General features: G+C 41.7%; 31 protein-coding genes and 2 tRNA genes. 29 read left to right on the forward strand and 4 right to left on the reverse strand.

Annotated elements, in window-relative coordinates; genetic code table 11:
• Positions 1 to 6: 6 nt before the first annotated feature.
• The 21 genes from C4533_00505 to C4533_00605 all read left to right on the forward strand — a co-directional run bounded on the left by C4533_00505 (position 7) and on the right by C4533_00605 (position 16,227).
• A complete protein-coding gene (locus C4533_00505; GenBank protein RJP29509.1) occupies positions 7 to 321 on the forward strand; it encodes a cupin domain-containing protein in 315 nt (104 codons plus the stop codon).
• A 53-nt stretch (positions 322 to 374) separates the two neighbouring features.
• On the forward strand, positions 375 to 815 hold the full coding sequence (locus C4533_00510; GenBank protein ID RJP29510.1) for a polyketide cyclase: 441 nt from the start codon (positions 375 to 377) through the stop codon (positions 813 to 815).
• Positions 812 to 1,933 carry an MFS transporter gene (locus C4533_00515; GenBank protein RJP29511.1) on the forward strand — a complete coding sequence of 374 codons (1,122 nt, stop codon included), beginning with the start codon at positions 812 to 814 and terminating at the stop codon, positions 1,931 to 1,933. Before C4533_00510 ends, C4533_00515 begins: the two co-directional genes overlap by 4 nt.
• Positions 1,934 to 1,945: 12 nt before the next feature.
• The gene (locus C4533_00520) at positions 1,946 to 2,719 is read left to right on the forward strand and encodes an SDR family oxidoreductase (GenBank protein ID RJP29512.1); all 774 of its coding nucleotides are present in this window, start codon (positions 1,946 to 1,948) and stop codon (positions 2,717 to 2,719) included.
• A 49-nt stretch (positions 2,720 to 2,768) separates the two neighbouring features.
• A complete protein-coding gene (locus C4533_00525; protein ID RJP29513.1) occupies positions 2,769 to 3,368 on the forward strand; it encodes a hypothetical protein in 600 nt (199 codons plus the stop codon).
• 74 nt (positions 3,369 to 3,442) lie between these two features.
• Positions 3,443 to 3,835 carry a hypothetical protein gene (locus C4533_00530; GenBank protein ID RJP29514.1) on the forward strand — a complete coding sequence of 131 codons (393 nt, stop codon included), beginning with the start codon at positions 3,443 to 3,445 and terminating at the stop codon, positions 3,833 to 3,835.
• Position 3,836: 1 nt separating this feature from the next.
• A complete protein-coding gene (locus C4533_00535) occupies positions 3,837 to 4,754 on the forward strand; it encodes an amidohydrolase (protein ID RJP29515.1) in 918 nt (305 codons plus the stop codon).
• Positions 4,755 to 4,874: 120 nt separating this feature from the next.
• Positions 4,875 to 5,210, forward strand: coding sequence for a hypothetical protein (locus C4533_00540; protein ID RJP29516.1), 336 nt, complete (start codon positions 4,875 to 4,877; stop codon positions 5,208 to 5,210).
• A gap of 85 nt (positions 5,211 to 5,295) precedes the next feature.
• A complete protein-coding gene (locus C4533_00545) occupies positions 5,296 to 6,048 on the forward strand; it encodes a hypothetical protein (GenBank protein ID RJP29517.1) in 753 nt (250 codons plus the stop codon).
• 60 nt (positions 6,049 to 6,108) lie between these two features.
• Positions 6,109 to 7,044, forward strand: a complete 936-nt coding sequence (locus tag C4533_00550) for a hypothetical protein (GenBank protein ID RJP29518.1) — start codon at positions 6,109 to 6,111, stop codon at positions 7,042 to 7,044.
• Between the two features lies 1 nt (position 7,045).
• Complete coding sequence (locus tag C4533_00555) at positions 7,046 to 8,041, forward strand: hypothetical protein (GenBank protein ID RJP29519.1); 996 nt, start codon at positions 7,046 to 7,048, stop codon at positions 8,039 to 8,041.
• Positions 8,038 to 9,519 (forward strand): aldehyde dehydrogenase family protein, encoded by a 1,482-nt coding sequence (locus C4533_00560; GenBank protein RJP29520.1) that lies wholly within the window; start codon positions 8,038 to 8,040, stop codon positions 9,517 to 9,519. Before C4533_00555 ends, C4533_00560 begins: the two co-directional genes overlap by 4 nt.
• Positions 9,519 to 9,764, forward strand: a complete 246-nt coding sequence (locus tag C4533_00565; GenBank protein ID RJP29521.1) for a DNA mismatch repair protein MutS — start codon at positions 9,519 to 9,521, stop codon at positions 9,762 to 9,764. Before C4533_00560 ends, C4533_00565 begins: the two co-directional genes overlap by 1 nt.
• Positions 9,755 to 10,186 (forward strand): PilZ domain-containing protein, encoded by a 432-nt coding sequence (locus C4533_00570; GenBank protein RJP29522.1) that lies wholly within the window; start codon positions 9,755 to 9,757, stop codon positions 10,184 to 10,186. The genes C4533_00565 and C4533_00570 overlap by 10 nt, the downstream gene beginning before the upstream one ends.
• Positions 10,187 to 11,704 (forward strand): hypothetical protein, encoded by a 1,518-nt coding sequence (locus tag C4533_00575; GenBank protein RJP29523.1) that lies wholly within the window; start codon positions 10,187 to 10,189, stop codon positions 11,702 to 11,704. It abuts the gene before it with no gap.
• Between the two features lie 6 nt (positions 11,705 to 11,710).
• Positions 11,711 to 12,736 carry a 23S rRNA (adenine(2503)-C(2))-methyltransferase RlmN gene (gene rlmN / locus C4533_00580; GenBank protein RJP29524.1) on the forward strand — a complete coding sequence of 342 codons (1,026 nt, stop codon included), beginning with the start codon at positions 11,711 to 11,713 and terminating at the stop codon, positions 12,734 to 12,736.
• Positions 12,723 to 13,403 carry a hypothetical protein gene (locus C4533_00585; protein ID RJP29525.1) on the forward strand — a complete coding sequence of 227 codons (681 nt, stop codon included), beginning with the start codon at positions 12,723 to 12,725 and terminating at the stop codon, positions 13,401 to 13,403. Before rlmN ends, C4533_00585 begins: the two co-directional genes overlap by 14 nt.
• 66 nt (positions 13,404 to 13,469) lie before the next feature.
• Positions 13,470 to 13,946, forward strand: coding sequence for a hypothetical protein (locus C4533_00590; protein ID RJP29526.1), 477 nt, complete (start codon positions 13,470 to 13,472; stop codon positions 13,944 to 13,946).
• A 1-nt stretch (position 13,947) separates the two neighbouring features.
• Entirely contained in the window at positions 13,948 to 14,469 is a 522-nt protein-coding gene (locus C4533_00595) for a hypothetical protein (protein RJP29527.1), read from the forward strand.
• 3 nt (positions 14,470 to 14,472) lie between these two features.
• Positions 14,473 to 15,780 (forward strand): DUF4900 domain-containing protein, encoded by a 1,308-nt coding sequence (locus C4533_00600; protein RJP29528.1) that lies wholly within the window; start codon positions 14,473 to 14,475, stop codon positions 15,778 to 15,780.
• A 3-nt stretch (positions 15,781 to 15,783) separates the two neighbouring features.
• A complete protein-coding gene (locus C4533_00605) occupies positions 15,784 to 16,227 on the forward strand; it encodes a hypothetical protein (protein ID RJP29529.1) in 444 nt (147 codons plus the stop codon).
• A 52-nt stretch (positions 16,228 to 16,279) separates the two neighbouring features.
• Here C4533_00605 and C4533_00610 read toward each other — a convergent pair.
• Positions 16,280 to 16,362 (reverse strand) — tRNA-Leu (locus C4533_00610).
• A 446-nt stretch (positions 16,363 to 16,808) separates the two neighbouring features.
• Positions 16,809 to 16,881, reverse strand: a tRNA-Ala gene (locus tag C4533_00615).
• A 384-nt stretch (positions 16,882 to 17,265) separates the two neighbouring features.
• Here C4533_00615 and C4533_00620 point away from each other — a divergent pair.
• Genes C4533_00620 through C4533_00630 form a run of 3 tightly spaced genes read left to right on the forward strand, consistent with a single transcriptional unit; the run spans position 17,266 to position 20,943 of the window.
• Positions 17,266 to 18,120, forward strand: a complete 855-nt coding sequence (locus tag C4533_00620; protein ID RJP29530.1) for a deoxyribonuclease IV — start codon at positions 17,266 to 17,268, stop codon at positions 18,118 to 18,120.
• Positions 18,117 to 18,524: a response regulator gene (locus tag C4533_00625; GenBank protein RJP29531.1), complete on the forward strand. Its 408-nt coding sequence runs from the start codon at positions 18,117 to 18,119 to the stop codon at positions 18,522 to 18,524. The genes C4533_00620 and C4533_00625 overlap by 4 nt, the downstream gene beginning before the upstream one ends.
• A gap of 1 nt (position 18,525) precedes the next feature.
• Positions 18,526 to 20,943, forward strand: coding sequence for a leucine--tRNA ligase (locus C4533_00630; protein RJP29532.1), 2,418 nt, complete (start codon positions 18,526 to 18,528; stop codon positions 20,941 to 20,943).
• Between the two features lies 1 nt (position 20,944).
• Here C4533_00630 and C4533_00635 read toward each other — a convergent pair whose 3' ends face one another.
• A complete protein-coding gene (locus tag C4533_00635; GenBank protein ID RJP29533.1) occupies positions 20,945 to 21,382 on the reverse strand; it encodes a response regulator in 438 nt (145 codons plus the stop codon).
• 30 nt (positions 21,383 to 21,412) lie between these two features.
• Between C4533_00635 and C4533_00640 the strand changes: the two genes are divergently transcribed.
• The 5 genes from C4533_00640 to C4533_00660 all read left to right on the forward strand — a co-directional run bounded on the left by C4533_00640 (position 21,413) and on the right by C4533_00660 (position 25,520).
• A complete protein-coding gene (locus C4533_00640; protein RJP29534.1) occupies positions 21,413 to 21,859 on the forward strand; it encodes a hypothetical protein in 447 nt (148 codons plus the stop codon).
• The gene (locus tag C4533_00645) at positions 21,856 to 23,232 is read left to right on the forward strand and encodes a ComEC family competence protein (protein RJP29535.1); all 1,377 of its coding nucleotides are present in this window, start codon (positions 21,856 to 21,858) and stop codon (positions 23,230 to 23,232) included. The genes C4533_00640 and C4533_00645 overlap by 4 nt, the downstream gene beginning before the upstream one ends.
• A 97-nt stretch (positions 23,233 to 23,329) precedes the next feature.
• Positions 23,330 to 24,280 carry an outer membrane protein assembly factor BamD gene (bamD, locus tag C4533_00650; GenBank protein ID RJP29536.1) on the forward strand — a complete coding sequence of 317 codons (951 nt, stop codon included), beginning with the start codon at positions 23,330 to 23,332 and terminating at the stop codon, positions 24,278 to 24,280.
• Positions 24,277 to 24,858 carry a hypothetical protein gene (locus tag C4533_00655; GenBank protein RJP29537.1) on the forward strand — a complete coding sequence of 194 codons (582 nt, stop codon included), beginning with the start codon at positions 24,277 to 24,279 and terminating at the stop codon, positions 24,856 to 24,858. Before bamD ends, C4533_00655 begins: the two co-directional genes overlap by 4 nt.
• Complete coding sequence (locus C4533_00660) at positions 24,852 to 25,520, forward strand: hypothetical protein (GenBank protein RJP29538.1); 669 nt, start codon at positions 24,852 to 24,854, stop codon at positions 25,518 to 25,520. The genes C4533_00655 and C4533_00660 overlap by 7 nt, the downstream gene beginning before the upstream one ends.
• Here the strand turns inward: C4533_00660 and rpsT are convergent.
• Complete coding sequence (gene rpsT / locus C4533_00665) at positions 25,491 to 25,754, reverse strand: 30S ribosomal protein S20 (protein RJP29539.1); 264 nt, start codon at positions 25,752 to 25,754, stop codon at positions 25,491 to 25,493. The genes C4533_00660 and rpsT overlap by 30 nt on opposite strands.
• Positions 25,755 to 25,801 lie beyond the last annotated feature (47 nt).

Consider the following 25,801-nt stretch of genomic DNA (forward strand, 5'->3'; position numbering starts at 1 on the left):
CAATTTATGAGCCTTCCTTTATGGAAAGATTTGGAAGGGATGATGGAATTCCCCAGAGAAGGAGTTTTTAGCAAGGTTTTAGTTAAAACTCCCGAATCTAATCATACCCTGATGTGCCTTGCGCGGGGTAGCGATATTTCAGAACATACATCTACGCGGGAAGCAGTGGTTACTGTATTAAAAGGCGAAGGTATTTTTATCCTTGAGGGTAAAGAAATAAAAATGAAGCCGGGAGTGTTTATATATATGCCGAAGAATGCCCCGCATTCATTAAGCGCAGATTCGGACTTAGCGATATTATTGAGTTTGTTTGGAAAATAATTAGTTCATGGTTCATGGTTTGCGGTCAGTAACCTTTATTACAGGAGGGATCCATGGGGCACACATGTAATTCTATAGTTATCAATGCTCCTTACGAGCTGGTATTTGATATCTCTAATGATATCCCGAGATGGACAGAGTTATTCGGCGGCGAATACAAGAAGGCAGAAGTTGTAAAAAAAGAAGCAAATAAAATCATATTCCGCTTAACTGACGATGAAGATAAGAGCTGGCAGTCGTGGAGGCTGTTATTTAAGGACAAATATTTTGCTTACGCAGAGCGCGAAGAACCGAAATTCCCTTTTAAGTTTATGAAAATAATCTGGCTTTATACGCCAAGGGGCAGGGGCGTTGAACTTACCTGGATACAGCATTTTGAAATGGATGAAAAAGCAAAATTTAACGACCAGCAGGTAGAAGGCTTTATTAATAAACATTCCAAAGATAACTTGGAGATTTTTAAGCGTATCATTGAAAAAGAAGCGGGCAAGTGAAGAAACTGACTTTTTTCCTCCTTTGTCTGGAGGGTGCAGTGTTATCATTCAATGTGGCGGCAACCGCGGCGATCGTGCCGTCTGTTGCTAAAGATTTTGCTCTTTCTCAATTCTTAGCAGGTAAAATAGTCTGGCTCTATATGCTCCCTTATGGGCTGGCGGCACTTATTTACGGTCCTCTAGTCAGGCTCATCGATGCAAAAAAGATAGAGTTGTTCTGCCTTTTCTTTTTTTCGCTGGCAAATTTGCTCGCAGGCCTCTCCGGGAGTATATACATGCTTTTTGCCTGCAGGTTGATGATGGGGATTTTTGGCGCATCTGTTATACCATTGGCTTTAATACTCATTGCCAGGCATATTGAACCGGATAAACGAGGCAGGCTTATCGGTATTTTTTTTAGCGCAACCTTTATCGCTTCGCTTTTAGGCCTGCTTTTAAGCGCTGTTATTCCCTGGAGGATGATTTATATTATCCCCGCAATTTTAGGGTTTATTACATGGGGGATTGTTTATTTTTATTTACCGAGCTTTAAAACGGACGTTTCAAAATTCCAGCTAAGTTATATTGCTGCCTTTAAGGACAAAGCAGTATTATTTATATTCCTTTATATATTTTTAGTGAGTTTTATTTACCATGGGATACAGCAGTGGCTGGGGGTATATTTCTCGACACAGTATTCGTTTACCCAGTTTGTGATAAGCATGCTTATCACGCTGACCAGTTTAAGCGGGATTTTTGGAGAAGTTATCGGCGGAAGGCTTGCAGATAAGCTTGGCAGAATAAAGACTATAGACATAGGCTTAATTCTGATGCTGATTATAGTTTTAGGGCTGATTGCCAGGACGAATTTATTTGTTTTGGCTTTACTTATGATTGCCTGGGGTTTTGGCTGGACTTTAAACCATGCAGGCCTGTCAACCGCCCTTACTGATTTACCGGATAAATTCTTAAATGAAGCTGCAAGCCTTAACAGCTCGGTCCGTTTTCTTTCAGGCGGCATAGGTGCAGCAGCCGGCGGCGCCCTGATGCAGAGAAGCTTTAATTTCGGTTTCATAGTCTTTGCTATCGGCCTTATAGCATTGCTTTTTTTAAGCAGGGAAATTATAATTTCAAAGTAGAGGAGGTAACAGATGTCAGATTTAAAGGGAAAAGTAGCAATTGTAACTGGGGCCAGCCGTGGCATAGGCAAGGCGCTTGCATCCACAGCAGCATCTTTGGGGATAAACTTGGCTATTGCAGCAAGAAACGAAGCGCCCCTGAAAGAGACAGCAGAAGAATTGTCAAAAAAATATAAGGTTCAAATCTTGCCTGTTGCCTGTGACGTTACAAAGCTTTCGGACCTTGAAAACCTGGTAAATAAAACAAAGTCTAAATTCGGTGGAATAGACATTCTTATTAATAATGCCGGAGTGTCGAGCCAATACCCTTTTGAGAAACAGCCGATCGAGGATTTTGAGAAGCTTGCGCATACCAATTATCTGGGTTATGTGCGCCTAATACGACTTGTGATAAATGATATGATAAATAATAAATACGGAGCAATAATCAATATGGTTTCAGGCTCAACATTGGTTGACCCTGTTCCAAGAAGCTTTATAGTCTACAGTTCATTAAAAGTCGGTTTGCGTGCTTTTTCAAAAGGTCTGTTTTGGGAGCTGCGTGATTACGGGATCAAAGTCACTTCAATATTACCGGGAGTGACCGATACTGATTTAACCGGTAAATTGGATAATATAACGGGGGACACATCGCGCCTTATGACAACAGAGGCTATTGAAAATGCCCTTAAATTTGCTTTAACTGTTCCGGCAAATGTATGTCCGCTGGAAATTTCAGTTATTAACCAGCAGACGCCGTGGGTTAAGCCGGTGATTCCGTTTAAGCAGGAGCATCCGAACAAATAGAATTAGTTTACAGTGCACAGCGCACTGTAAACAGAAAAAGGAGAAGAAGATGAAAAAAACAATATTGTTTGCTGTGGCGTTTGCCGTGTTTTTTACAGGGATTTCTTACGCGGAAAGCTTGTTGATCGATGATTTTGAGGGTGTTATTTCCGGCGGGGCGCAAGGTACGGTTGATTTTGGTTCAGGCAACGGTTCAAGCCTGAATGTAAGCGCTTCCACAGGCACAAAGTATTCTGGTAACCAATCTTTAGAGCTTAAATATGATGCGATTAGCGGTGGATATATGTGGGCTGCCCGCGGTTCCAGTTTAGACGCAGCTGGCGCCGGATGGTTGATTAAACCCGAAGATATTGAATGGGGTGGTTACAGCAAAATAAGTTTTTATATGTTCGGCAGCAATTCCGGGGCAATGGTTGCTTTTGATATAAAGGATAGCGGCAGTGAAATCTGGAGATTCCTGATTGAAGATAATTTTACAGGCTGGAAGCAGATAGTCTGCGAGTTTAATAAGTTTATGGCAAGGGATGATTGGCAGCCGCAGGATGCAGATAATAACTTGGAGCTTGATTTTCCTCTAAAGAGCTTTCAGTTTGAGGTTTTGCCTGAAGCAAAAGGCACGGTCTATTTTGATAAGGTTGAGCTGGAATAAATAATAATGGGGGGCACTTCTCTGGTCAATGAGAGAAACGGTCCCTGATGAGTTGAAGAAACGGACCTAAAGATATGGATAAGAAGGATATTCGTAATTTGAAAAAAAGGTATCTTATCTGGTTTTATAAAATGGCTAAAGAAGCCTTAGATAAGGTGGAGAGGAAGTTTACCCAGCTTGAGGTTGACGGTATCGTTCTTAGAGAGTTAAAGATGCTGGACAAGGGCAGAATGGTCCAAACTAAGATCGCTGAGTTTGAAAAATACATTGATAATAAGAAGAAGGACGGGATAGGCCTTAAATACAACGGCAAGGAATTGCGGGATGAGTATTTATATCTGGTTTTAAGGTTAAAGGCTGTAGAAAAAACAATAGTAATAGAGTTGGGCAAGAAGGCCCTTAGCGAAATAAAAAGCTTATATGAAGACGAAATGACTGAACGCATCATAAAAAGCACAGAGCATTAATATGATTATCGACGCACACAGCCACTGGTTGCCGGAAGAGATTATAAACAACGCCCATTTTTTCCATAAGGGATGGGGCGATATTGAATCCCAGCTTAAGATGATGGATGAAGCGGGGATTAAGAAGTCAGTGCTTACATATCCTACCTCTGATGCTCATCTTAAGCTTGGCAGCATCAGCGAGGTAGCGCATATCTATAATGATAATGTAGGTAAGATCATTAAGAGATATCCGGGAAGATTTATCGGCGCAGCGATATTGCCCGTCGACAACAGCCAGGATACCCTTGATGAATTAAAGCGCGCCAGGGAAAAACTTGGGTTTAGAGCGATTTCATTGGCTTCAAGTTATAACGGCCATTATTTGGATGAAAGTATATTCATCCCGGTTTATAAGACAGCGCAAAAAGAAAATATTCCTATCTTTATTCATTCCCAGATTGTGCATCCTATCGGGTTTGAGAGAGTAAATGACCCGCTCCTTACCCCGGTAATAGAATATGTCTTTGATTCCACGATATCTGTCGGTAAATTACTTATGTCAGGTATTTTAAAGGATTTTGCGGATGTAAAATTTATCTTCGCGCATTTTGCCGGAGTAATACCGTTTTTAAAACATCGTTTTGACACGACTTATGCTATGCTGCGCGGTATGGATTTCGTCAAAGATTTAGGGAGCGCACCTTCAGAATTGCTTAGAAATATATATGTTGATACAAGCGGGGATACTACAAAAGCAAATTTTGATGCCGCGCTTGAATTATTCGGGCCTAAGCATATTTTATGGGGAAGTGACTGGCCGGCTAAGAAGGATATAAAAGCAGGGATTAATGCGGTGAATAATTTGGAGATTACAGAAGAAGATAGGAAGGGTATTTTAGGTTGTAATTTATTGAGTATTTTTAATTCTATTGATTAAATTTAAGAAAGCTTAACGATCCGCTTTTGTTGCATAGCACGGAGAGAACTTAAAAAATAATCAAGGTAAGCATAATGTGTTAAGTCTTTCTTATCGTTAGCTAATATTAAGGAGAGCAAAATGAAAGATTTTCTGCAGAAAATAATGAAATCTTGGACTTGTAGACACGATATTTTTATATTATATATTCTTGTGCTATTGTCCTATATGGGTCTCCTATTGAATTTAAGACTCATATCACGTTTGGCAAATATTATCAATAGGATTTCAGTGGTATTAGACGCTTCCAGGATGAGGACCGAAGTTACATCAATACAATTATCAGAACTCACGCAAAAAATTGACTTGTTAAAGATCAGTTATGAAAATGTTATGACATTAGTTCATACATTCTTAATTATAATAGGTGCTCTTCTTATATTTGTAACAGTCAGTCAATTATTTAAGAAACAGTGATTTAATAATGAGCTGGATAATTCTATTAATAAGTAAAGTCGATGTTGGAGTCAGTAAGTGATCAAGTAAGCGAAAGGATACAATTATGCAGATGCAAAAAGAAGTCCATCTGACCGGTAAAGATTTAACACAAATGGTCCAGCTTAGGCCTGAAGATGTGGGAAAATATGCGATTGTGCCCGGGCCAAAAGACAGGCTCGATGTACTCATGAAAAAAATTGAGAGCCCGATAAAGAATTTCTCATTTATGGAATATACCATGTATACCGGGACTTACCAGGGGATAAAAATTACCGGGATCAACGGCGGAAGGTTTTCAACGGATACTGCAATTACTTCCGAAGTCATGTGCAATGCCGGAATAAAAAACATTATCAGGATCGGCACCTGCGGTGCACTGGATGAAAATATAAGAGTCGGCGATCTTTTCATCGTTGACGAAGTGATCCGGGGAGACGGCGTTACGCCGTATTATGTTGATAAAGATTTTAAGACGCAGGCTAATAAAGAGATAAGCGATGTTGTATACCATATTGCTAAGAGCAAAGGGCTTAATGTGCACCGCGGTACTGCCTGGACAACAGATGCGCTTTTACGCGAGACAAGGGAGATAGTCGAAGCAAAACGCAAGGAGGGCGCGCGTGCCGTAGATATGGTCTCTTCAACACTTTTAACGATCGCCCAGGTACACAATGTTAAAGCAGGTTCAATTCTGGCAGTAAGCGACAATGTTATAACAGGTGAGATGGGCTTTATGAATCCTTTGTATTACATGGCAGAGACAAATCTTATTAATATTGCTTTGGAGGCCGTAAAAGAGCTTGAAGCCGCTTCTTAATCAAGGAGGGACGGTTCTTAGATTAAAGCAGAAGTGTCCCTAATAAAAAGGATATGGCACATGAAATATTCACCACTATTTTGGCCAATCAGATTGCAGGGTAATAAAATAATTGTTTTGGATGAAACCCTGCTTCCGCACAAGCTGAACTTTATTACCGTCAGGGATTATAAAGACTCATGCCGCGTAATCAAACAGATGAAAACCCGCGCAATAGGCCAGGTCTTGTTAGTTTTCTATACCTTCTTGCTTATCCTCAAGCAAAATAACGCCAAGAAAAACACGTTGCCATTACTCAAGAAGATAGCTAATGCCTTAAATTCAACACGGCCTACACTTTCATTCAAATATATTACCGATATGGTCTTAAGCTGGGCCCAGGCAGATGGCAAACTCGAGAAAAAAATATTAAGCTTCCTGGAGATGCTTAAAAACATGCGTATAAGGCAAGCTAAAGACTTAAGTAAATTGATTAAGAATAATGACGCAATACTTACCCATTGTAATATCAGCGGGCTCTTAAGCCTTGCAGCGGATTTTTCTAGAAAAGAAAAGAAAAAGATCCGTTTTTATGTTACTGAAACCCGGCCATACTTACAGGGTTCGCGCCTGACTGCCTGGGAATTAAAGAACTCCGGTTTTGATGTTACGGTAATAGCCGACAATATGGTTGCCCAGGTAATGAAAGAAGGAAAAATATCAAAAGTTGTCGTCGGTGCAGACCATTTAGCGCGAAACGGAGATATCGCAAATAAAATCGGGACTTACCAGATAGCGTTGCTTGCCAAGCACTTTAAAATACCTTTTTATGCGGTTTGCCCTCCGGCATCTAACGCCAAGGCAGGGAGCGATATAAAGATTGAAATAAGGCCCGAAGATGAATTACTGGTTTTTAACGGGAAGAAAATCGCTCCTGAAGGCGTAAACGGTTATTATCCGGCATTTGATATTACGCCCGATAAATTGATCACTAGGCATATTTACATGGGGATTTAATATGAGTGAAATAGATTTAGCCAAAGAGCAGATAATCAAAACAGGGAAAAGATTATATGAAGCCGGGCTTGCGGTTGCAAAGTCAGGGAATTTGAGCATAAAGATAGACCCTAAAACTATCCTTATAACAGCTACTTCAACGGCTTTGGGTCAGCTGAGCCCGGAAGATATTGTTTCGGTAGAATTAGATAGCCTTAAGTGCAGCGATAGAAATAAACCCAGTTCTGAACTCCCCTTGCATAGCCTCATCTATAAGAATTCCGCAGCTTGCGTAGTATTACATGCGCACCCGCCGTTAATTAACGGTTATTTTGCGGTAAATGATAATCTTGAGGCAATGACTTTTGAAACCAGGTTTTATTTAGGTAATGTCCCGGTCATAAAACAGGATACCCCCACCGTTACTAACCCCGCACCCGTAATCGAGGCGCTGAAAAATAGCAATATAGTTGTCTTAAAAAACCACGGTGTGGTGTCTATTGCTGATAATTTTAAGGATGCACTTGCTTTAGTCGAGGCCCTTGAAGAAGCAATAAAATCAGCAGTGGTTGCCAGGCTGTTCAGCAAAGGCAACTTAAGCAATGCCGAAGAGGTCATTAAAGAAAGATTATCTTCTGATAAGGTATATCCTATGTTTTCAAAAGAGCATATACAGGCAATAGTCGATTTGGTCAATGATGACGATTTTATTGCCCAAAAGGGCAAGGAGCTTGATTTGACTGTAAACCTTGCAATAAAGCTTAACGAAACAAATCAGGCGTATAAATTTAATTTTGATAAAGGAAAGATAATCAGGCTGGACTGTGATGCGGATGCTCCTTTTGTAATTTCAGCTCCTGCGGCAGTCTGGGAACAGGTATTTTTAGGCAAGCTCGATTCATTTGTAGCTGTTACGCAGGGGAAGATGAAATTGGAAGGCCAATTGGGCCAGCTTTCAAAATGGTATGTGCCCTTTAGCCGGCTCTTCGAAATATTTAAGCAGGTGAAATTTAAATGAATACTAAATTATTAATAAACGGCCAGCTTATCGAGACGAAGCAAAAGGAAAGAATCCTGAACCCTTCAACAGGCAGGGTTATTGAAGAAGTTTCTCTTGCTTCAAAGGCTGAACTGGAGAATGCCCTTGAGTCAGCGCGCATTGCTTTTGACCGTGGCCAGTGGCCAAGGCTGGGGTATGATGAAAGAAGGGAATTCATCCTAAAGATTAAGCAGGGTATTTTGGATAATGCAGCAGAGTTGGCAAAGATAGAGACGCTTAACACCGGCAAGCCGATAAAAGAAACAACATTTATGGATATCCCGTCTTCGGCTAAGAGCTTTGAGTATATGGCGGATAATTTTGAGAAGTTCCTGAGTGAAGAGAAAATATCTATACAGCAAGAGGCAGAGTGCAGGCTTATGCGTTCGGCCCGCGGCGTAGCCGTATTGATAATCCCATGGAATTATCCTTTGTTAATCGCCTCCTGGAAACTCGCCTCTGCGCTGTGCGCAGGTAACACCGTGATTTTAAAACCTTCAAGCCTGACACCTTTAAGTGTTTTAGAATTAGCCAGGATCATACATGATATAGGCTTTCCAAAAGGAGCGGTAAATATTATAAACGCGCCAGGCGCCGAAGCCGGCCAGCTGCTTTGCGCAAGCAAGTCAGTTGATATGGTATCATTTACCGGTAGTAACGAGGTCGGCCGGCAGATAATCAATTATACCTCCACTAATGTCAAGAAACTGATAATGGAGTTAGGAGGTAAATCTGCCAGCATTATTATGGATGATGTGGACCTTGATGTTGCAGTAAACAGCAATCTATGTTCGATATTTCTGAATCAGGGCCAGATGTGCACGGCGATGTCACGCATACTCGTTCATGAAAAAATTTACGATAAGTTTGTTGAAACCTTTGTCAGAAAAACCAGGTCAATAAAACTAGGGCAGGGAGAAGATTTTCAGACTCAAATGGGGCCGTTGATCTCGATTTCACAGATAAAGAAAATCATTACTTATATAGATAAAGCAAAAAAAGAAGGGGCACACGTTTGTTGCGGAGGCAGGGCGCCGGAAGACCCTTCCTTAAAAAATGGGTTTTATTTTGAACCGACCGTTATTACTAATGTAAATGCGCACATGGAGGTATTTAAAGAAGAGGTCTTTGGGCCGGTTGTCTGTATTATGAAATTCTCTTCCATAGCTGAAGCGGTTGAAATAGCTAATAACAGTGATTTTGCTTTGGCAGCGTCTATTTGGACCAATAATAAGGAAGTTTCCGATGAGATAGCAAATAAGATAAACGCCGGCATTATCTGGATAAATACTTACGGTATGTTTTACAATCAGGCTCCTTACGGCGGTTTTAAGCAGAGCGGTTTCGGTAAAGAGCTTGGCCGGGAAGGTTTTCTTGAATATACCGGGCTTAAGAATGTCATAGTTGACCGGAACCCGCAAGGCAAGCCTCTGGTAAACTACTGGTATGGTTTTTGATGAAGCTTAAACTGAATTTATACCCGATAGCATCGGACTTAGAGGGTAAAATAGATGAAATCCTAAATAAAGCAGTTGAGAACCGTGCTAAGCTTATCGAAATAGCTTATGGCAAGGCGTCAGAGGATATTAAAAAAAGGATACTGAATTTTCTAAACCGTAAAGATAAGCGTATTCTTTACCACCGTCTTGAAAAATCAAAAGAGGGGTGGGGAAGGATATACATTCATTTTAGGTGGAAATAATTAACAAGGAGGCGGATGTGGGTAATAATTATTCCGGGCAAGAGAGGCGTAAGTTTAAAAGAGTTAAGATAAACCTGGTAGTAGTTTATCATCCTGACAGGCCTTTGGACGTGGTGGTCATGCAGGGGTCTAAAGAGGAAAGGGCTACTATGCTTGATATAAGCCAGGGCGGTATGTCAATCCTGGCAAAGACAAATATCCCCATTTCAACTAATGTATGGATAAAATTTACGCTTATGAGTTCGGACAAAGACCATGCCGATTTCTATGGCAATATGGAAGTGAAAGGGCAGGTGCGTTACGGCATAGCTGAGCCCGGCGGTCGATACAGGCTGGGTATAAGCTTTTTGGGTTTGAACGAAAAAGACAGTATAAACATCTCCAGCTTTGTAGAATCGTTAGAAAAAGGCAAAAAGAGTTAAATGGATATTATTAAAACACTGCAGGAGCGTATAAACACAGATGCCGATAAACCGGCTATAATTTTTCGAGGCGGCCAGATATCTTTTAAGGAATTAATAACCAAGGTATATTCTTTAGCAGACAGCCTCGCAAAAATCGGCGTTAAGAATTCAGATAAAGTAGCTATATACCTGCCTAATTGCCCTGAATATTTCATAAGCTACCTGGCGGCATGGTGTATGGGGTTGGCGGTTGTCCCCTTAGACTATATGCTTACCGAAGATGAATTGAATTCGTGTATTGGGCATTCAGAGGCAAAAGTGCTTATCGCCAGGCAGAAACCGGTGATATCACTAAATAATATAAAATCCAGAAACACAAAGCTTACCCATATTATTGTATCTAATCCTTCTGATAGCGGATTCCTTAAATTCGATGATATGTGTGTTACCTATAAGGCAGGCCCGAAAAAAGCTTATTCAGAAAAGGATTATGCGATTATTTTTTACACATCAGGCACTACCGGTAAACCCAAGGGTGTCCTGATAAATTACCGTCAATTAGGCGCTCCCGTACAATCAATGAGTTTTTTTACGGATTTAAACGACAAGGATATTGCCTTGTGCGCATTGCCCTTTTCTCACCTGGGAGGCCTGATTTATATCTTAAACTGTGTTTCTTTTGGCATTACGGTTGTGCTTATGGAGCGGTTTAGCCCGTTAGAGTTCCTCAAAAATATAGAGGCCTTTAAGGTGAGCTGCTTCTGGATAGTGCCCTCGATGTATTATGCCTTCCTTCAGTTAAAAGAATTTGAAAATATCGATCTTTCTTCGCTCAGATGGATAGTTACTTTCGGGGCCTCAAATTCCCCCGAGGCATTAAGAAGGTTCCATAAATATTGCCCGAGTGCTTATATTTTAAACGGCTGGGGCCTGACCGAAACGAACGCCCCAACTACGGTTCTGCCTATGGGCTCAAATAAAATCGAGAGTGTAGGCCGTCCTGCCCCGTGGATCGAAGTGAAGATATTTTCCGCAGAGGGTTTGGATACGCCGGACAAAGAATTGCCAAGAGGCGAAATAGGCGAAATTGTTGTCAAAAGCTGGGTGGTTACTGACGGATATTATAAAGATGAGAACCTTACGCTTCAGACGATCCGTAACGGATGGTTCCATACCGGAGACCTGGGCAGGTTTGATGACGATGGGCACCTATACATTGTCGGCAGAAAAAAAGAAATGATAAAAGTCGGGGGAGAAATAGTTTTTGAGCCCGAGGTTGAATCAGTGATTTACAGCCATCCGGATGTAAGCGAAGCAGCTGTTATAGGAGTAAGCGATAAACTAAGAGGCGAAGTACCCAAGGCCTTCATTGTCCTTAAAGAAGGCAGGCAGCTTTCAGAGGAGGACATAAGATTTTTCTTAAGACAGCATCTTGCGCATTTTAAAATCCCGCATTATTTCGAATATAAGGAAAGTCTCCCTAAGAACCGGACAGGCAAGATTGATAAAGAAGCGCTCAGGACAGGTTCTTATTGAATCCGGATGAACATAAATAATTTCAACCTTGAAGAGTTGGAGAAAGTGTTGCGCGAATGTGGTCAGCCTGTTTTTCGCGCCCGGCAGATTTTTGCCTGGGTACATAAGAGGAAAGTCTTTGATTTCGGAAAAATGTCGGATATGCCGTCAAGCTTAAGAGAAAAACTCAAAAATAAATATTCTATTCAGGATTTAAGCATAAGGAACATAACACGGTCAAGAGACGGAACGCAAAAATACCTTTTTTCTTTGAATGATGCCAATCTTATTGAAGCGGTGAATATCCCTGCGGCAGGCAGGGTTACGGGATGCGTTTCTACGCAAGCCGGCTGCAGGTTTGCTTGTAAATTTTGCGCAAGCGGAATTCAGGGATTTGTCAGGAACCTGGAATGTTCTGAGATAATTGAGCAGATTCTTGTCCTTGACAGAGATGCTTCCGGCGGCCTCACTAACCTCGTTTTTATGGGCACAGGCGAGCCGTTAGATAATTACGATAATGTTATCAAGGCGGCAAGGATAATAAATTCGCAATACAGCATTAATCTTGGCGCAAGGAAGATAACCATTTCAACTTCCGGTGTCATTGCCGGCATAGAGCGTCTCAGTAACGAAGGGCTGCAAATCGAACTATCGGTTTCTTTGCATGCTGCAGATGATAGGACAAGGTCAAGCCTGATGCCCATAAACAAGGTTTATCCTCTAAGTGATCTGATTAAAGCCTGCAGAAAATATACCGAGAAAACTAACCGGCAGATAACTTTCGAATACATCCTTATTAAGGGCATTAATTCTACATTGCAGGATGCGCTTAATTTAGTTAAAGTATTAAAAGGGTTATCCACAATCAAGGTTAATCTTATAGTATCTAATATCGTAGAAGAATCCGGACTTGAGCCGGCGGGCCTGAAAGATGCCGCTGCTTTTAAAGGGTGCCTTATTAAACACGGCATAAACGTGACGCTGCGTAAGCCGCGCGGACAGGATATTGATGCTGCCTGTGGGCAATTGAGGTTGAGATATGGGGAAGGATAGTTCACTGTTCATAGTTCATAGTTCATGGATTAAGGCGGCAAATTTTATCTTGGCCTTATTTTTATTCTTTGGGATCATCGGGTGTCAGAAGAGGGATATAAAGAATATTGATTCTAAGGGCACGAATATCATTTGTTTCGGGGATAGCATAACCTTTGGTTACGGCGTTGACCCGGATAAAAGCTATCCTGCGGTTTTAGCCGGCATAACGCAGTGGCAGGTCATTAACGCAGGGGTAGATGGCGATACTTCAACCGATGGCTTAAACAGGATTAACAAAGATGTTTTAGAAAAAGACCCCTTACTTGTTGTTATTGAGTTCGGCGGTAATGATTTTCTCAAGAAAATACCAAAAACGCAAACCGCTGAAAACGTAAATAAAATGATTGATCATATACATGGACGCGGCTCAATGGTAGCGTTGTTAGATATAAGTACAGGCATTTTACTTAGCGATTACCATAAGCTTTTGAAAGACATAGCATCAGAAAGAGGCGCTATTTTTATCCCAAAGATTTTAACAGGAATAATCACTAACCCCAGTATGAAGAGCGATTTCCTGCATCCTAATGAAAATGGTTACGCTGTTATCGCCCAACGTGTTTACCGCACAATTATCCCTTACCTGAATAGGAATTTTACTTTAAAGAGCATCGCCAGCAAATAAAAGTATCTCTTTATTTTAGCCGGTGTTTTTTGATATAATAATATTTAAGCATATACTTTTATAGTGATGAGAAATATCCTTCACACGCCAATCCCTGAGAAAAGATATCGGGCCAGGGCTTTTGCCCTGGTAGAGACGCTTCTTGCCACGGCGATAATGGTGTTTGGGCTTTGCGCGATACTGATAACCTACATATCCTGCCTTTTACTTATTACTACCGCTAAGAACATTAATATAGCTACTAATGCTACGTTAAGCCTGATGGAGGGGATACGCAGCAGCGATTTTACACAGATATCCGCTAATTATAACGGATTAAATTTTGTTTTAAACGATATACCTTTAAGCAGGGGAGTAGTTTATGTTGATGATACAAATGCCGAGCTTTTACAGGTGGATATAAGCGTGTGTTGGCAGCAGGGTAACAGGGTAATCGGAGAAGATGCAAATTTAAACGGTATGCTTGATCCGGGAGAAGATGTAAATGGTAACGGGATCATTGATTCCACGGTAAAGGCGACAACTTTAATAGCCAACAGGTGATATGAAAAGGGGCCTTACACTAATAGAAATACTTGTTGCTTCAAGTATCCTGATATTATTAATACTTGCTGTGTTTCAGGTAATGGAAGCAGGAAGGAGCGCAGTATTTACCGGGGATTTAACAGTGCAATTGCGCCAGGAGATAATCAGAACTTTTATGAGGATGGAAAGGGAGTTAAAAGAGGCACGCCCCGCGCTGGTGAGTTTAACAAGCGGCAATAGTAGTTCGACTATCACATTCAGTGTCCCTCAGGATATTAATGGCGACGGGACGGTTTTGGATGATTTTGGCGCTATTGAATGGTCTGCCGTTATTACATATGCTTTAAACGGTTCTAATCAAATAATCAGGACTTCATCCGGTGTTACTAATGTGCTTGCAAACGATATTGTCAGTTTACAGTTCAGCAGGCCGCTTTCCCCTGTTAATATCTTACAGATTGATATGACGGCGCGCAAGATTTCTTCTTCTGGCAGGCAGTTACAGGACGCCGGGCAAATGGTAATAGAAATGAGGAATTGATAAATGCAATATTTCTTCCCAAGGTTAGCAAATAAAAAGGGAGTAGCTTTAATTACTACATTCTTTGCAATTACCGTGCTGCTTATTTTTTGCGGGCTTTTTGTTATGGTAAGTATAAGCCAAAATATGGCCTCGGATAGGTTCAGAAGGAGAACGCGCGCTTTTTACCTGGCTGAATCGGGTTTAGACAGGGCAATTTTTTGGTTAAGGACGCAACCTTCTCCGCCCGTAGGAGACAAGATTGATCCGTGGGGGGGCGCGCAGAATTTAGGCGAAGGCAGCTATACAGTTTCTATCTTTGACCTGGGCATGGTGGGAGCCAATTCCAGTATCCGAAGGTACAGGGTAAGGTCTTCAGGGTCTTTTGGGAATATAACCCGCACTTTGACTAATTATGTACAGGTTGATAACTACGCCCGGTATCTCTGGTTTACGGATCGGGAGGTTTATGGAGGAGTAAATGTCTGGTTTTGGACGCAGGACAGGCTAAACGGCCCAACGCATACCAATTCTCACTTCAATATTTATGGCAATCCTGTTTTTGAAAGCGAGGTCCGCTCCGTAGACGACTATATAAGGTTTTATAATAACGGTATTAATGTTAATTTGCAGCAGACTTCCAATTCACCTTATGATGAACCAGTTTTTCTGGAAGGAGTTGACTTCGGAGTGCAGCCAACAACAATGCCTAACCAGGCTTTAAGCCTGCGCTCAGCGGCAAATAGCAGCGAAGGCATTTATTTAAGCGGCAATACAAAGGTGGTACTAAACAGCGACGGGACAATGAGTGTCACTAATTCCAAGAAAAAGTGGAAAGACAAAGATATGCCATTACCGGCAAACGGCGCCCTCTTTGTCAATAACGGTTCTTTGCATGTTTCCGGAACGCTTAATGGAAGGCTTACGGTCGGTTCCAGCAGTGATGTGGTCATCCCGGATAGCATTGTATACGCCGATGACCCAAAGCTTAACCCCAATTCCGATGATGTCCTCGGGGTTATTTCCGAAAGAGATATAGTTGTAAGTTATGACGCGCCTCACGATCTTGAGATAGACGCTTGCATGATGTCCCTGGGTACATCTTTTATGATGGAGGATTGGTGGGTAGGCCCGGCTAAAGGCACATTATCTGTTTATGGCGGTATAATTCAGGATGAAAGGGGTCCCGTCGGGACTTTTAACAGCCTGGCCGGGACAAAAGTAAGCGGGTACTCAAAAGATTATTCTTATGACCCGAGATTGCTGAGCAACCCGCCGCCTTACATGCCAACAACCGGCGATTATATAACTTTATCCTGGCAGGAGAATTAATATATGAAGCCAAAGACAATATATATTATTACTGCAGCTTTAGCAGCGGTTGTCTTTTCGCTGACTATGTCCATAAGTTTTAAGGATGATAATAAACAGCCTACATTGATGAAAAGGCAAGCCCGTGTCCATAGAACTGAATTTCCCGGTCCTTCATTTACAAGTCAGCAGTCTTATAGCGGGTTTACCTCGGTGCCCGGTATTACCGTTGTAAAACCTCCGAAAAAGAAAGAGCCTGTTGAGTCAGTAATAAATAATGAACCTTTATCGGATAAGCAAGATATCATTGATAAACAAAGCGTGGATGTTTCCCAAAAAGAGCCTTCCGGATCCCCGGACGAAAATAACGAAGAAGATAATAGCACCTCAGGTATTACCGAGCTAAATAAGCGCCCCCCGGAAAAAGAAGCCCGCGAAATGAATCAACATGGGATTATGATGTGGTAATTCTGCTACGCCCTAAGTAGGCTCAAGTAGGTAGGGCTTCGCAGCAATATAATGCCGAGAGAGGGAGTTGAACCCTCACGAGGTTGCCCTCACCAGTTTTTGAGACTGGCGTGTATGCCATTCCACCACCTCGGCATAAGTAGATTTGTTTTGAGGTAAGAATATTTACCAGGAAATGCTAGCTACGGCATTTGCTGATTTGCCTTACTTTTAGCTACAGCAAATCAATCCTGGGGCCTTTTAGCCCGAAGGATTTGGACCGTTTTACGCTCGTTTAGTGCCACTTCAAATTTTCCTTGTCGGAAAATAGTTATGTGGTGGCGCCGCACTCGCTGCCTCACTTGTCGCTCGGCTACGCTCGTTGCGGCATCCACCAATTTTTTCCTTACCGGAAAATTAAAATCCAAGGCACTGAACTCGCTACGGTCCTTGTCGGACCGTTTTACGCTCGTTTAGTGCCACTTCAAATTTTCCTTGTCGGAAAATTAAAATCCAAGGCACTGAACTCACTACGGTCCTTGTCGGACCGTTTTACGCTCGTTTAGTGCCACTTCAAATTTTCCTTGTCGGAAAATTTGAAGTGGAGCTGGAGGGATTTGAACCCTCGACCTATTGCATGCCATGCAAGCGCTCTCCCAGCTGAGCTACAGCCCCATTATTATATTTTGCGTTCGTCCCGAGCTACCTTCTCTTGTCTTATGTACCGAGGAGCAGCCCCATATTTAAAATTTAAAGCTCAGTATACACTCCCAGTCCCGACGCTCATTTGCATTCGGTCGGGATGCCGACTTCACGTATTTTGTGAACGTCGGCACTGAGCTACAGCCCCATATTGGCTTAAATTTAGTGTATTAAATATAACATTCGGCTATAGCATTGTCAATACCTTCTGGCTGCCAAACAAGTTCATGGTTGATAGTTCAAGGTTCATGGACTATGTTAGCGCTTATAGCTATTAAGATTATCTATGAACTATGAACCATGAACAATGAACTATAAACCAAGTAGCCCTTGACGCTCCTTACCCCCTGGGGTATAATGGGTGAAATTATGATATTAGGGGTCCATGTTTCTGCAGCAGGCAATATTTATGATTCGCTTGAGCGTGCCTATGGGTTAGGCTGTAATACTATGCAGATATTTTCGCGCAATCCTCAAAGATGGCGCGATAATTTTTTAGGGGAGCACGATTTCGATGAATTTCGTAAGGCTAAGCAAAAATTTAAAATAAACCCCGTCTTTATCCATATACCTTATTTGATAAACCTGGCTTCTCCTGAGCCGGGGCTTTACCGGGCTTCAATCCGCGCATATATTGAAGATATTGTTGAAGCAGATAAACTAGGCGCTGATTTTATCGTAACGCATATGGGCAGCCATAAGAAAACATCTGAAAGCCTCGGGATTAAAAGATTGACGGCTGCCCTGAATAAAATTGCCTTAGCAACAAAAGATTCCAAAGTCGGGATCCTGCTTGAAAATACATCCGGTTCCGGAAGCTGGCTGGGTTATGATTTTACGCACCACAAGCGGGTTTTTGATAATTTGAAGGACAGGCAGCGTTTCGGCATATGCCTTGATACCGCCCATGCTTTTTCTGCGGGATATGATATATCGAACAAGCCGGGGCTGGATGCGATGCTTGGGGAAATAGACAGGCTGGTTGGTTTAGGTTTGATCAGGTTGATACATCTGAATGACTCAGCTTCAAGACTTGGGCAGCACTTTGATAAGCACCAGCATATAGGGAAAGGCTATATCGGCATCCCGGGTATGAAAAATATCATTAACCATAAAGGGCTTAAAGATAAGCCCTTTATATTAGAAACCCCCAAAGAGTATCAATCTTCCGATATTGATAACTTGGAAACAGTGAGGAAACTGAGAAAATGAACAATGAAAAAAAATTTAAGATCATGATTGTAGACGATGAGCCTGATGTTATTGAATCCTTGAGTTCCAGGATCGCCAGGGAAGGATACGATGTTTCTTCTGCTTATGACGGACAGGAGGCATTAGATAAAATGGTAAATGACCTGCCCGATATAGTGCTGTTAGACCTGATGATGCCTAAGCTCAACGGCTTTGACGTGCTTAAGGAGATACGAAAAAAATATAAAGATAAATGGATACCGGTAATAATCGTGAGTGCCAAGACAGAGCTTGAATCGGTAAAACAATGCTACTCGCTTGAGGCAGACCATTATTTGACAAAACCATGTACAATTGAAAAAATATTGCAGGGCATAGAGACGATGATCTCATTGATACCGCTAAGAAGGAACGATAACAAGTAATATGGAATATGATTTTAAGGAAATAGAGAAGAAGTGGCAGGGATATTGGGATAAGAGCGGTCTATACCGCGCTGAATATTCTCCGGGCAATAAGAAATATTATTTGCTTGAGATGTTCCCTTATCCTTCGGGCAAGATACATATGGGCCATGTAAGGAATTATGCCATTGCCGACGTTGCCGCAAGGTTTAAGTTGATGCAGGGTTATAATGTCCTGCATCCGATGGGTTTTGACGCTTTTGGCCAGCCTGCAGAAAACGCTGCAATCAAGAACAAAACCAAGCCCGATGCCTGGACCCATAAATGCATAGACTGGATGCGCGTTGAGCTTAAGAAGATGGGTTTTTCTTATGATTGGGCAAGGGAGGTATCTACCTGCGACAGCACTTATTATAAGTGGAACCAATGGATATTCCTTAAAATGTTTGAGAAGGGCCTTGCTTACAAGAAAGCCTCGAATGTAAACTGGTGCCCGAACTGCGAAACCACACTTGCTAATGAAGAAGTGATAAGTGAAGAGTGCTGGAGATGCCATAGCAAAGTTGAGCAGCGTAAACTTGACCAGTGGTTTTTAAAGATCACCGGATATAAAGAACGGCTGCTTGAAGATCTGGGAAAGCTTAAAAATTGGCCGGAGCGCGTTATTGCAATGCAGTCTAACTGGATCGGCAGGAGCCAGGGCGTGGAGATTTATTTTAAAATTAAAGGCAATGATGATATCACGATACCGGTTTTTACCACCCGTGTAGATACTATATTCGGCGCCAGCTACGTAGTTTTAGCACCGGAGCATCCTTTGGTCGAGGATATTATAAAAGGCATAGCACATGAGCCAGAGATCAGGAAGTTTATCAATAAGGTAAAGAAAGAAAAAAAGAACATACTCTCCAAAGAAGATGTTAAAAAAGAGGGTATTTTCAGCGGCCGTTATTGTATCAACCCGGTGAATAATGAAACTATCCCTGTTTGGATCGGTGATTATGTTTTAATGGAGTATGGCACAGGCGCGATTATGGCAGTGCCGGCTCATGACCAGAGGGATTTTCTTTTTGCTAAAGAACATGGGTTACCTATGAGAATAGTTATAAACAGTCCACAGTCCACAGTCCACAGTCCACAGGAATTGACTGAAGCGTATGAGGGGGATGGTTTCCAGGTTAATTCTGGGCAATTTGATGGATTGGATAACCAAAAGGCAAAGTCCGAGATTGCAAAGTGGATGGAGGCAAAAGGGATAGGCAAAATCCAGACACACTGGAGGCTGCGCGATTGGCTTATATCAAGACAGCGATATTGGGGTACACCTATACCGGTTATATATTGTGAAAAATGCGGGATCGTGCCTGTCCCATATCATGACCTGCCTGTTGAATTGCCGGCTGATGCCCCTTTTACCGGTGAGGGTGGCAGCCCCTTGGCAAAAGTGAAAAAATTTGTAAATGTCAAATGCCCTAAATGCAATGGCTCTGCCAGGCGCGAAACAGATACCATGGCTACTTTTTTTGACTCGTCGTGGTATTTCCTGAGATTCTGTTCCCCTTCTTTTAATGAGGCGCCTTTTGATAAGCAGGAGGCTAGATATTGGATGCCAGTTGACCAGTATATCGGGGGAATAGAGCACGCTATTTTACATTTACTCTATTCACGCTTTTTTACTAAATTTTTCAAAGACCTGGGGATGGTGGAATTTGACGAGCCGTTTACATGCCTGCTTACACAGGGGATGGTCCTTAAAGAAGGCGAAGTAATGTCAAAGTCAAAAGGTAATATAGTTGACCCAGATTCGATTATAAAGAAATACGGTGCAGATGCCCTGCGGCTTTTTATACTTTTTGCCGCGCCTCCGGAAACTGAACTGGAGTGGGATGACAGGGGGATTGAGGGAGCATCCAAGTTCTTAAACAGGGTATGGCGCCTGCAGGATAACCTAAGGGATGGCCCGGCAGATAAATCAGGAGGGCTGGCCACCGCAAAAATACTGCATAAAACAGTTAAGAAAGTAACTGATGATATAAATCAGTTTAAATTTAATACCGCGATTGCCAGTTTAATGGAGCTGACAAATGTTTTATATCAGTCCGGGGCAGATAAAGAGGATTATTCTACGTTAGTTGTGTTGCTGGCCCCGATAGCCCCGCATTTTGCAGAGCAAATTTGGGAGAATTTAGGGAACAAAGAATCTGTATTTAAGGCAAAATGGCCGCAGTATAACCCGGATTATCTTTTTGATTCTGTTGTTGATATAGTAGTCCAGGTAAATGGTAAGCTGCGCTCTAAGCTCGCAGTCCCGTTTGATGTTAGAGAAGAAGAGTTAAAAGAATTAGTCTTGCGTGATCAGAAGGTACAACCCTGGATTAGCGGTAAGAATATCAGAAGTTTTATATTCGTGCCCAACAAACTTGTCAACATCGTAGTCTGATTTACCCCTGCCTGTTTTTCAATATATCCTTGATAATAAAGATCAATTTATTATAATCCAACGGTTTTTCGCAATATTCAGCAATCCCGCTTTTTGCCGCAATATGTTTGTCAATATCCTCTTTTTTCAGTGAAATCGCAATAATCGGTATATCCGTAAGTTTGGGTTCGGCTTTTATGTCTTTTGCAATCCTGAATCCGCTTTGGTCGGGAAGCATAAGGTCCAACAGAATTATATCAGGCTTGATTCCTCTGACCTTACCCAAGGCTTCTTCGCCGTTACCACATGTAAAAACTTCAAACCCTTCGGGTTTAAGAAGGTCCGTTATCTCGCGCACGGTGTTATTGTCGTCGTCGATTACAAGGATCCTGGGGGTGTCCATATAAATAATTATACCTAAAATATCTGGCGAATGCAAAGAAAAGGATATTTGGTTCATAGTTCATAGATCATGGTTCATAGATAATTTATGCTGACGCTTACATTTATCCATGCTAAGACAACCAACCATGAACCATGCTCTATGAACCAATCCCTGTTAGAAATAACATCTGTATGCGTCTTATATCAGGAGGGCAAAAATGTGCTTTTCTTAACCAAAGATGAAAAAAAGGCAATAATATTTATTGCGGCGCTTATCTTTATTGGGATCAGCAGTAAAATTTTATTAAAGAAGTGCCAAAAAATGGAAAGAATGTATTTTGTTTCTTCCGACGAGTTCAAGCTGGACATAAATAAAGCCAAGTATGAAGATTTATTGGGCATCAAAGGCATAGGGCCTTCTTTGGCTGATAGGATAATTGAATACAGGAATTTGCAGGGGGGATTTAAAAATATAGAGGAATTAAAAAATATCCATGGTGTCGGAGAAAATAAATTCTGCAGGCTGAAGGATTTCTTGAAAGCCGATCAATGAAATATATAAGTTTGTGGATAGCTTTGAGTTTCTGCCTTGGATTGGGCCTTGCTTTTAAGGTAAATCTTGGGCTTATCCAGTTTTATATTCCGGTTATTATATTATTTGGGTTTTGTTTCTGGTGTATAAATCACGATAGGATTTTTCTGTTAATCATTTTTTTCTTATTTATTTCACTAGGGGCCTTCGCTTTAGCGGCAGAGCATTTAAGGCCGGATGATGATGCAGCTAATTTTATCAGCCCAAGTTCCAGGGAAATAATTTTAGAGGGTGTTGTTGCCAGCCAGCCGACAGTATATCCGGGGAAGGTTTCATTTTTCTTTAACGTATACAGCATGAATGTTGATGGATACAGGTGCAAATGCAGCGGGAAATTCCTGGCGTATATGCAGCAAAAACCGGTTTCCTTTGGAGACAGGCTTTTAGTAGAGGCGCGCCTAATGGATAACCCGGATAGCCGCAAAAAAAGGTTATCAAAAATTTTTATCATTAAAAGCTGCCCGGCGCAGGAAAAAGCTGCCAGGGGTGTGTTTAATTTTATTTGGTTATCCAAGCTGAGAAGCAAGATAAGCCTGATTATCAACTCCAGGCTTTCTCCGGTATCGTCGGCACTGGTAAATGCAATGCTGCTGGGGTTAAAAGATGATTTACCGCTGCAGCTTAAGAAAATGTTTATAAACACCGGTACCGGGCACATAATTTCCATTTCAGGCCTGCATTTAAGTGTCATAGTGTTCGTCAGCCTGATATTCCTGAAGTTATTGAGATTGCCTTACGCATTGAGGACTTCTTTTTCCGTTATACTATTGATATTTTATTGCCTTTTTGCTGGAGCAAGTAGCCCGCTTATGCGCTCGACAATTATGTTTACGGTTACATTATTGGCTTATGTTTTAGAAAGGGAGCCGGATATCTTGAATTGCCTGTCACTGGCCGCTCTAGTAATCCTGGTGCTTTTCCCTTCAGAAATAGCTCAGCCAAGTTTTCAGTTCACTTTTATAAGTATGCTTGCCATGATAATACTGGTTCCGGCTATCAGATCATTGCCGATATTCGGGTATCTCTTAAAGAATAAATACCTTAAATTCCCGGTTTTATTAATTATCTCTTCATTATCTGTTTGGGCAGGGTTGCTGCCGCTAAGCCTGTATTATTTCAAGACCTTTTCTTTAATCGCGGTTGTGGCAAATGCAATAATCGTACCTTACGCGTCCTTAATTGTTATAAACGGATTAATATTTATAATTTCTGCTCTGTTGTTTAAAGACTTATCATGGGTCTTCGGCCTTCCCTTGGAACTTATGGTTTTCATTTTGGTAAAAATGATAGCCTTCTTTGACCGTTTCCCGGCAGGCCATTTCCACTTTACTTAGCCTGCTATCCGTAACTATGAACTATGGACCATGAACAAACCTACTTTGCCTACTTAGCAATTGACAAACATTCTGCTCTATGTTACTTTAATTTAATATGAAAAAGGCTTTTTTCTTTATTATAACCATTTCTGTTCTTGCTGTTTTCTTACCGCAGGATGCAGGCGCTTATTGGATTTGGACCCCCAAAACCGGTAAATGGGTCAATCCAAAGAACCAGGTCAAGGGCACGCCGCAAGAGCAGTTCAAACTTGCTAAAGACCTATATGATTCAGGGCAGTTAGCCGAGGCAGACAGGGAGTTTAAAAAGCTTATAAAAAGATACCCTAAAGCTTTTGAGGCTTCAGAAAGCCAGTATTACCTGGGTTTAATAGAAGAAAAACAGGGGAATCTTTACGAAGCCTTCACCGCCTACCAAAAGGTCATTGATAAGTACCCTTTTTCTGAAAGGATACAGGAGATAATTGAGAAGGAATATAAGATAGGCGAAGAGTTTATGTCAGGGTACAAGCGTAAAGGGCTTGGTGCCACTTTTGCGGTTGAAAACCCGGCAATAGAGATTTTTACAAAAGTAGTTGAAAACTCTACATACGGGCCGTTGGCAGCCAAAGCGCAATATAAACTGGGTTTGGTGCTTAAAGGGCTTATGCGTTATTATGATGCCGAGGAAGCATTTGATAAAGTCATTAATAATTACCCTGACAGCGAATGGGTCGAGGCCGCCAAATTCCAGATTGCAGAATGCCGGGCAAGCCTTTCCCGCGGGCCGGACTATGATTTAGGGGCTGCCAAGGATGCCAAGGACAGGTTTGAAGACTTTTTAATGGAGCATCCCGATGCGGAATTATCCAGGGAAGCTGAAAAGAATATCCAGGAGCTTAACGAAAAAGAGGCAGAAAGTAGTTATAATATAGCTTTCTTTTATGAGAAGCAGAGGGACTTTAAGCCAGCCATGATTTATTATCAGGATATAATTGAAAAATACCCAAATAGTATTTGGGCGGCAAAGGCTTTAGAGAGAATGAGGGTATTGGAAAGGAAGAAATGATAGGTCGCAGAAGACACACTATAAATTATGGCTTATTCATTAAATTTGCAATTTTTTCAACCATGCTATTCATGACCTTGGCGCTTACCGGATGCGGGTATACAACCCGGTCCATGATTTCGAATAAATACCGTACTATATATATTGCGCCTTTTCTCAATAAAATAGACATAACCAGGGATACCGATACCGCCAATAAATATAAATTATACAGGCCAAAACTTGAGACAGACGTAACCAGAAAGGTCGTCGATAAGTATTTGTTTGACGGTAACTTGCGCCCGGTGAATTCCGAAACTGCCGATCTCATTCTAAAGGGTGAGGTGGTTGATTTTCGCAAGGACCCTTTGCGTTACACAGAAAGCGATGAAGTCAAGGAATACAGGGTAAGCATAAGCGTAAATATCACCTTGTGGGACCAGAAAGAACAGAAGATGCTTTGGCAGGAAGGAAATTTTACCGGAGATAATACTTATTTTACCCAGGGCGCACTCAGCAAATCGGAAGCCACGGCTGTAAATGATGCCATTAATGATTTAGCCCGCAGGATAGTCGAGCGTACAGTTGAGCAATGGTAAGAATTGATAACGGGATTTATGTTTTTATAGGAGAAGATCCTTTCTCAAAGGATGCGCAGCTAGGCAGGATAAAAAAAGAATTCTTAAATAAGGAAACAGAACAGTTCAATACCGATACTTTCAGCGCCCGCGAAACCAAACTAGCCAATCTTCAAGAAAAATTATTATTCCTTCCCTTTAAATCCGATAAAAGGATCGTAGTTATAAGGCATGCCCAGCTTCTGGATAAAAGCATACAGGAGTTCATTATCTCTTATGCATCAAAGCCGCATACAAATAACCTGCTTATCCTGGATATAGACCGGTTTGAAGCAAAAGACAAGTTTATCCGTCAGGTCATCACAGGAGCCAAAGTCTTCCGTTTCAGGCAGGAGGATCGGGTTGACACTTTCAATTTAGTAAGGCAGATAGACTCAAAGCATCCTGGATATGCCTTGCGAACGCTTGGGTTATTGCTGGATAAAGGAGAAAAGCCCGAGCGTATCCTGGGGGGGTTAAGGTACTCCTGGGAGAATTACCGGGGTCCGCTTAAAGATAGGCGAAGGAAGCTTAAATTGTTGCTTGATTGCGATATAGAAATGAAAACGGGCAAATTGAAAGCTCAATTTGCCCTTGAAAAACTGGTTGTTAAGTTATGCGCTTTTGGAGATACGCTGCATTAAGCGTGATTTCTTGCGGCTAGCCATACTTTTATGGATTACATTCTTCTTGGCGGCCTTGTCAAGCTTAGAAAAAACCATGCTGAGAAGTTTCTTCGCTTCCTCAATGTTCTTTGCTGCTGCCAAAGAATTGAATTTTTTAAGGACTTTCTTTAATTCATTTTTTATCTTTAGGTTTCTCAGGCGCCTTTTGCTGTCTGCGCGTTTTCTTTTGATCGATGTTCTGCGTCTAGGCATATCAAATTCTCCTTTTGAATGATTTTAGTAAATATAACATAATTGAA

This window comes from Candidatus Omnitrophota bacterium (assembly GCA_003598025.1).
GTDB lineage: Bacteria > Omnitrophota > Gorgyraeia > Gygaellales > Profunditerraquicolaceae > Profunditerraquicola.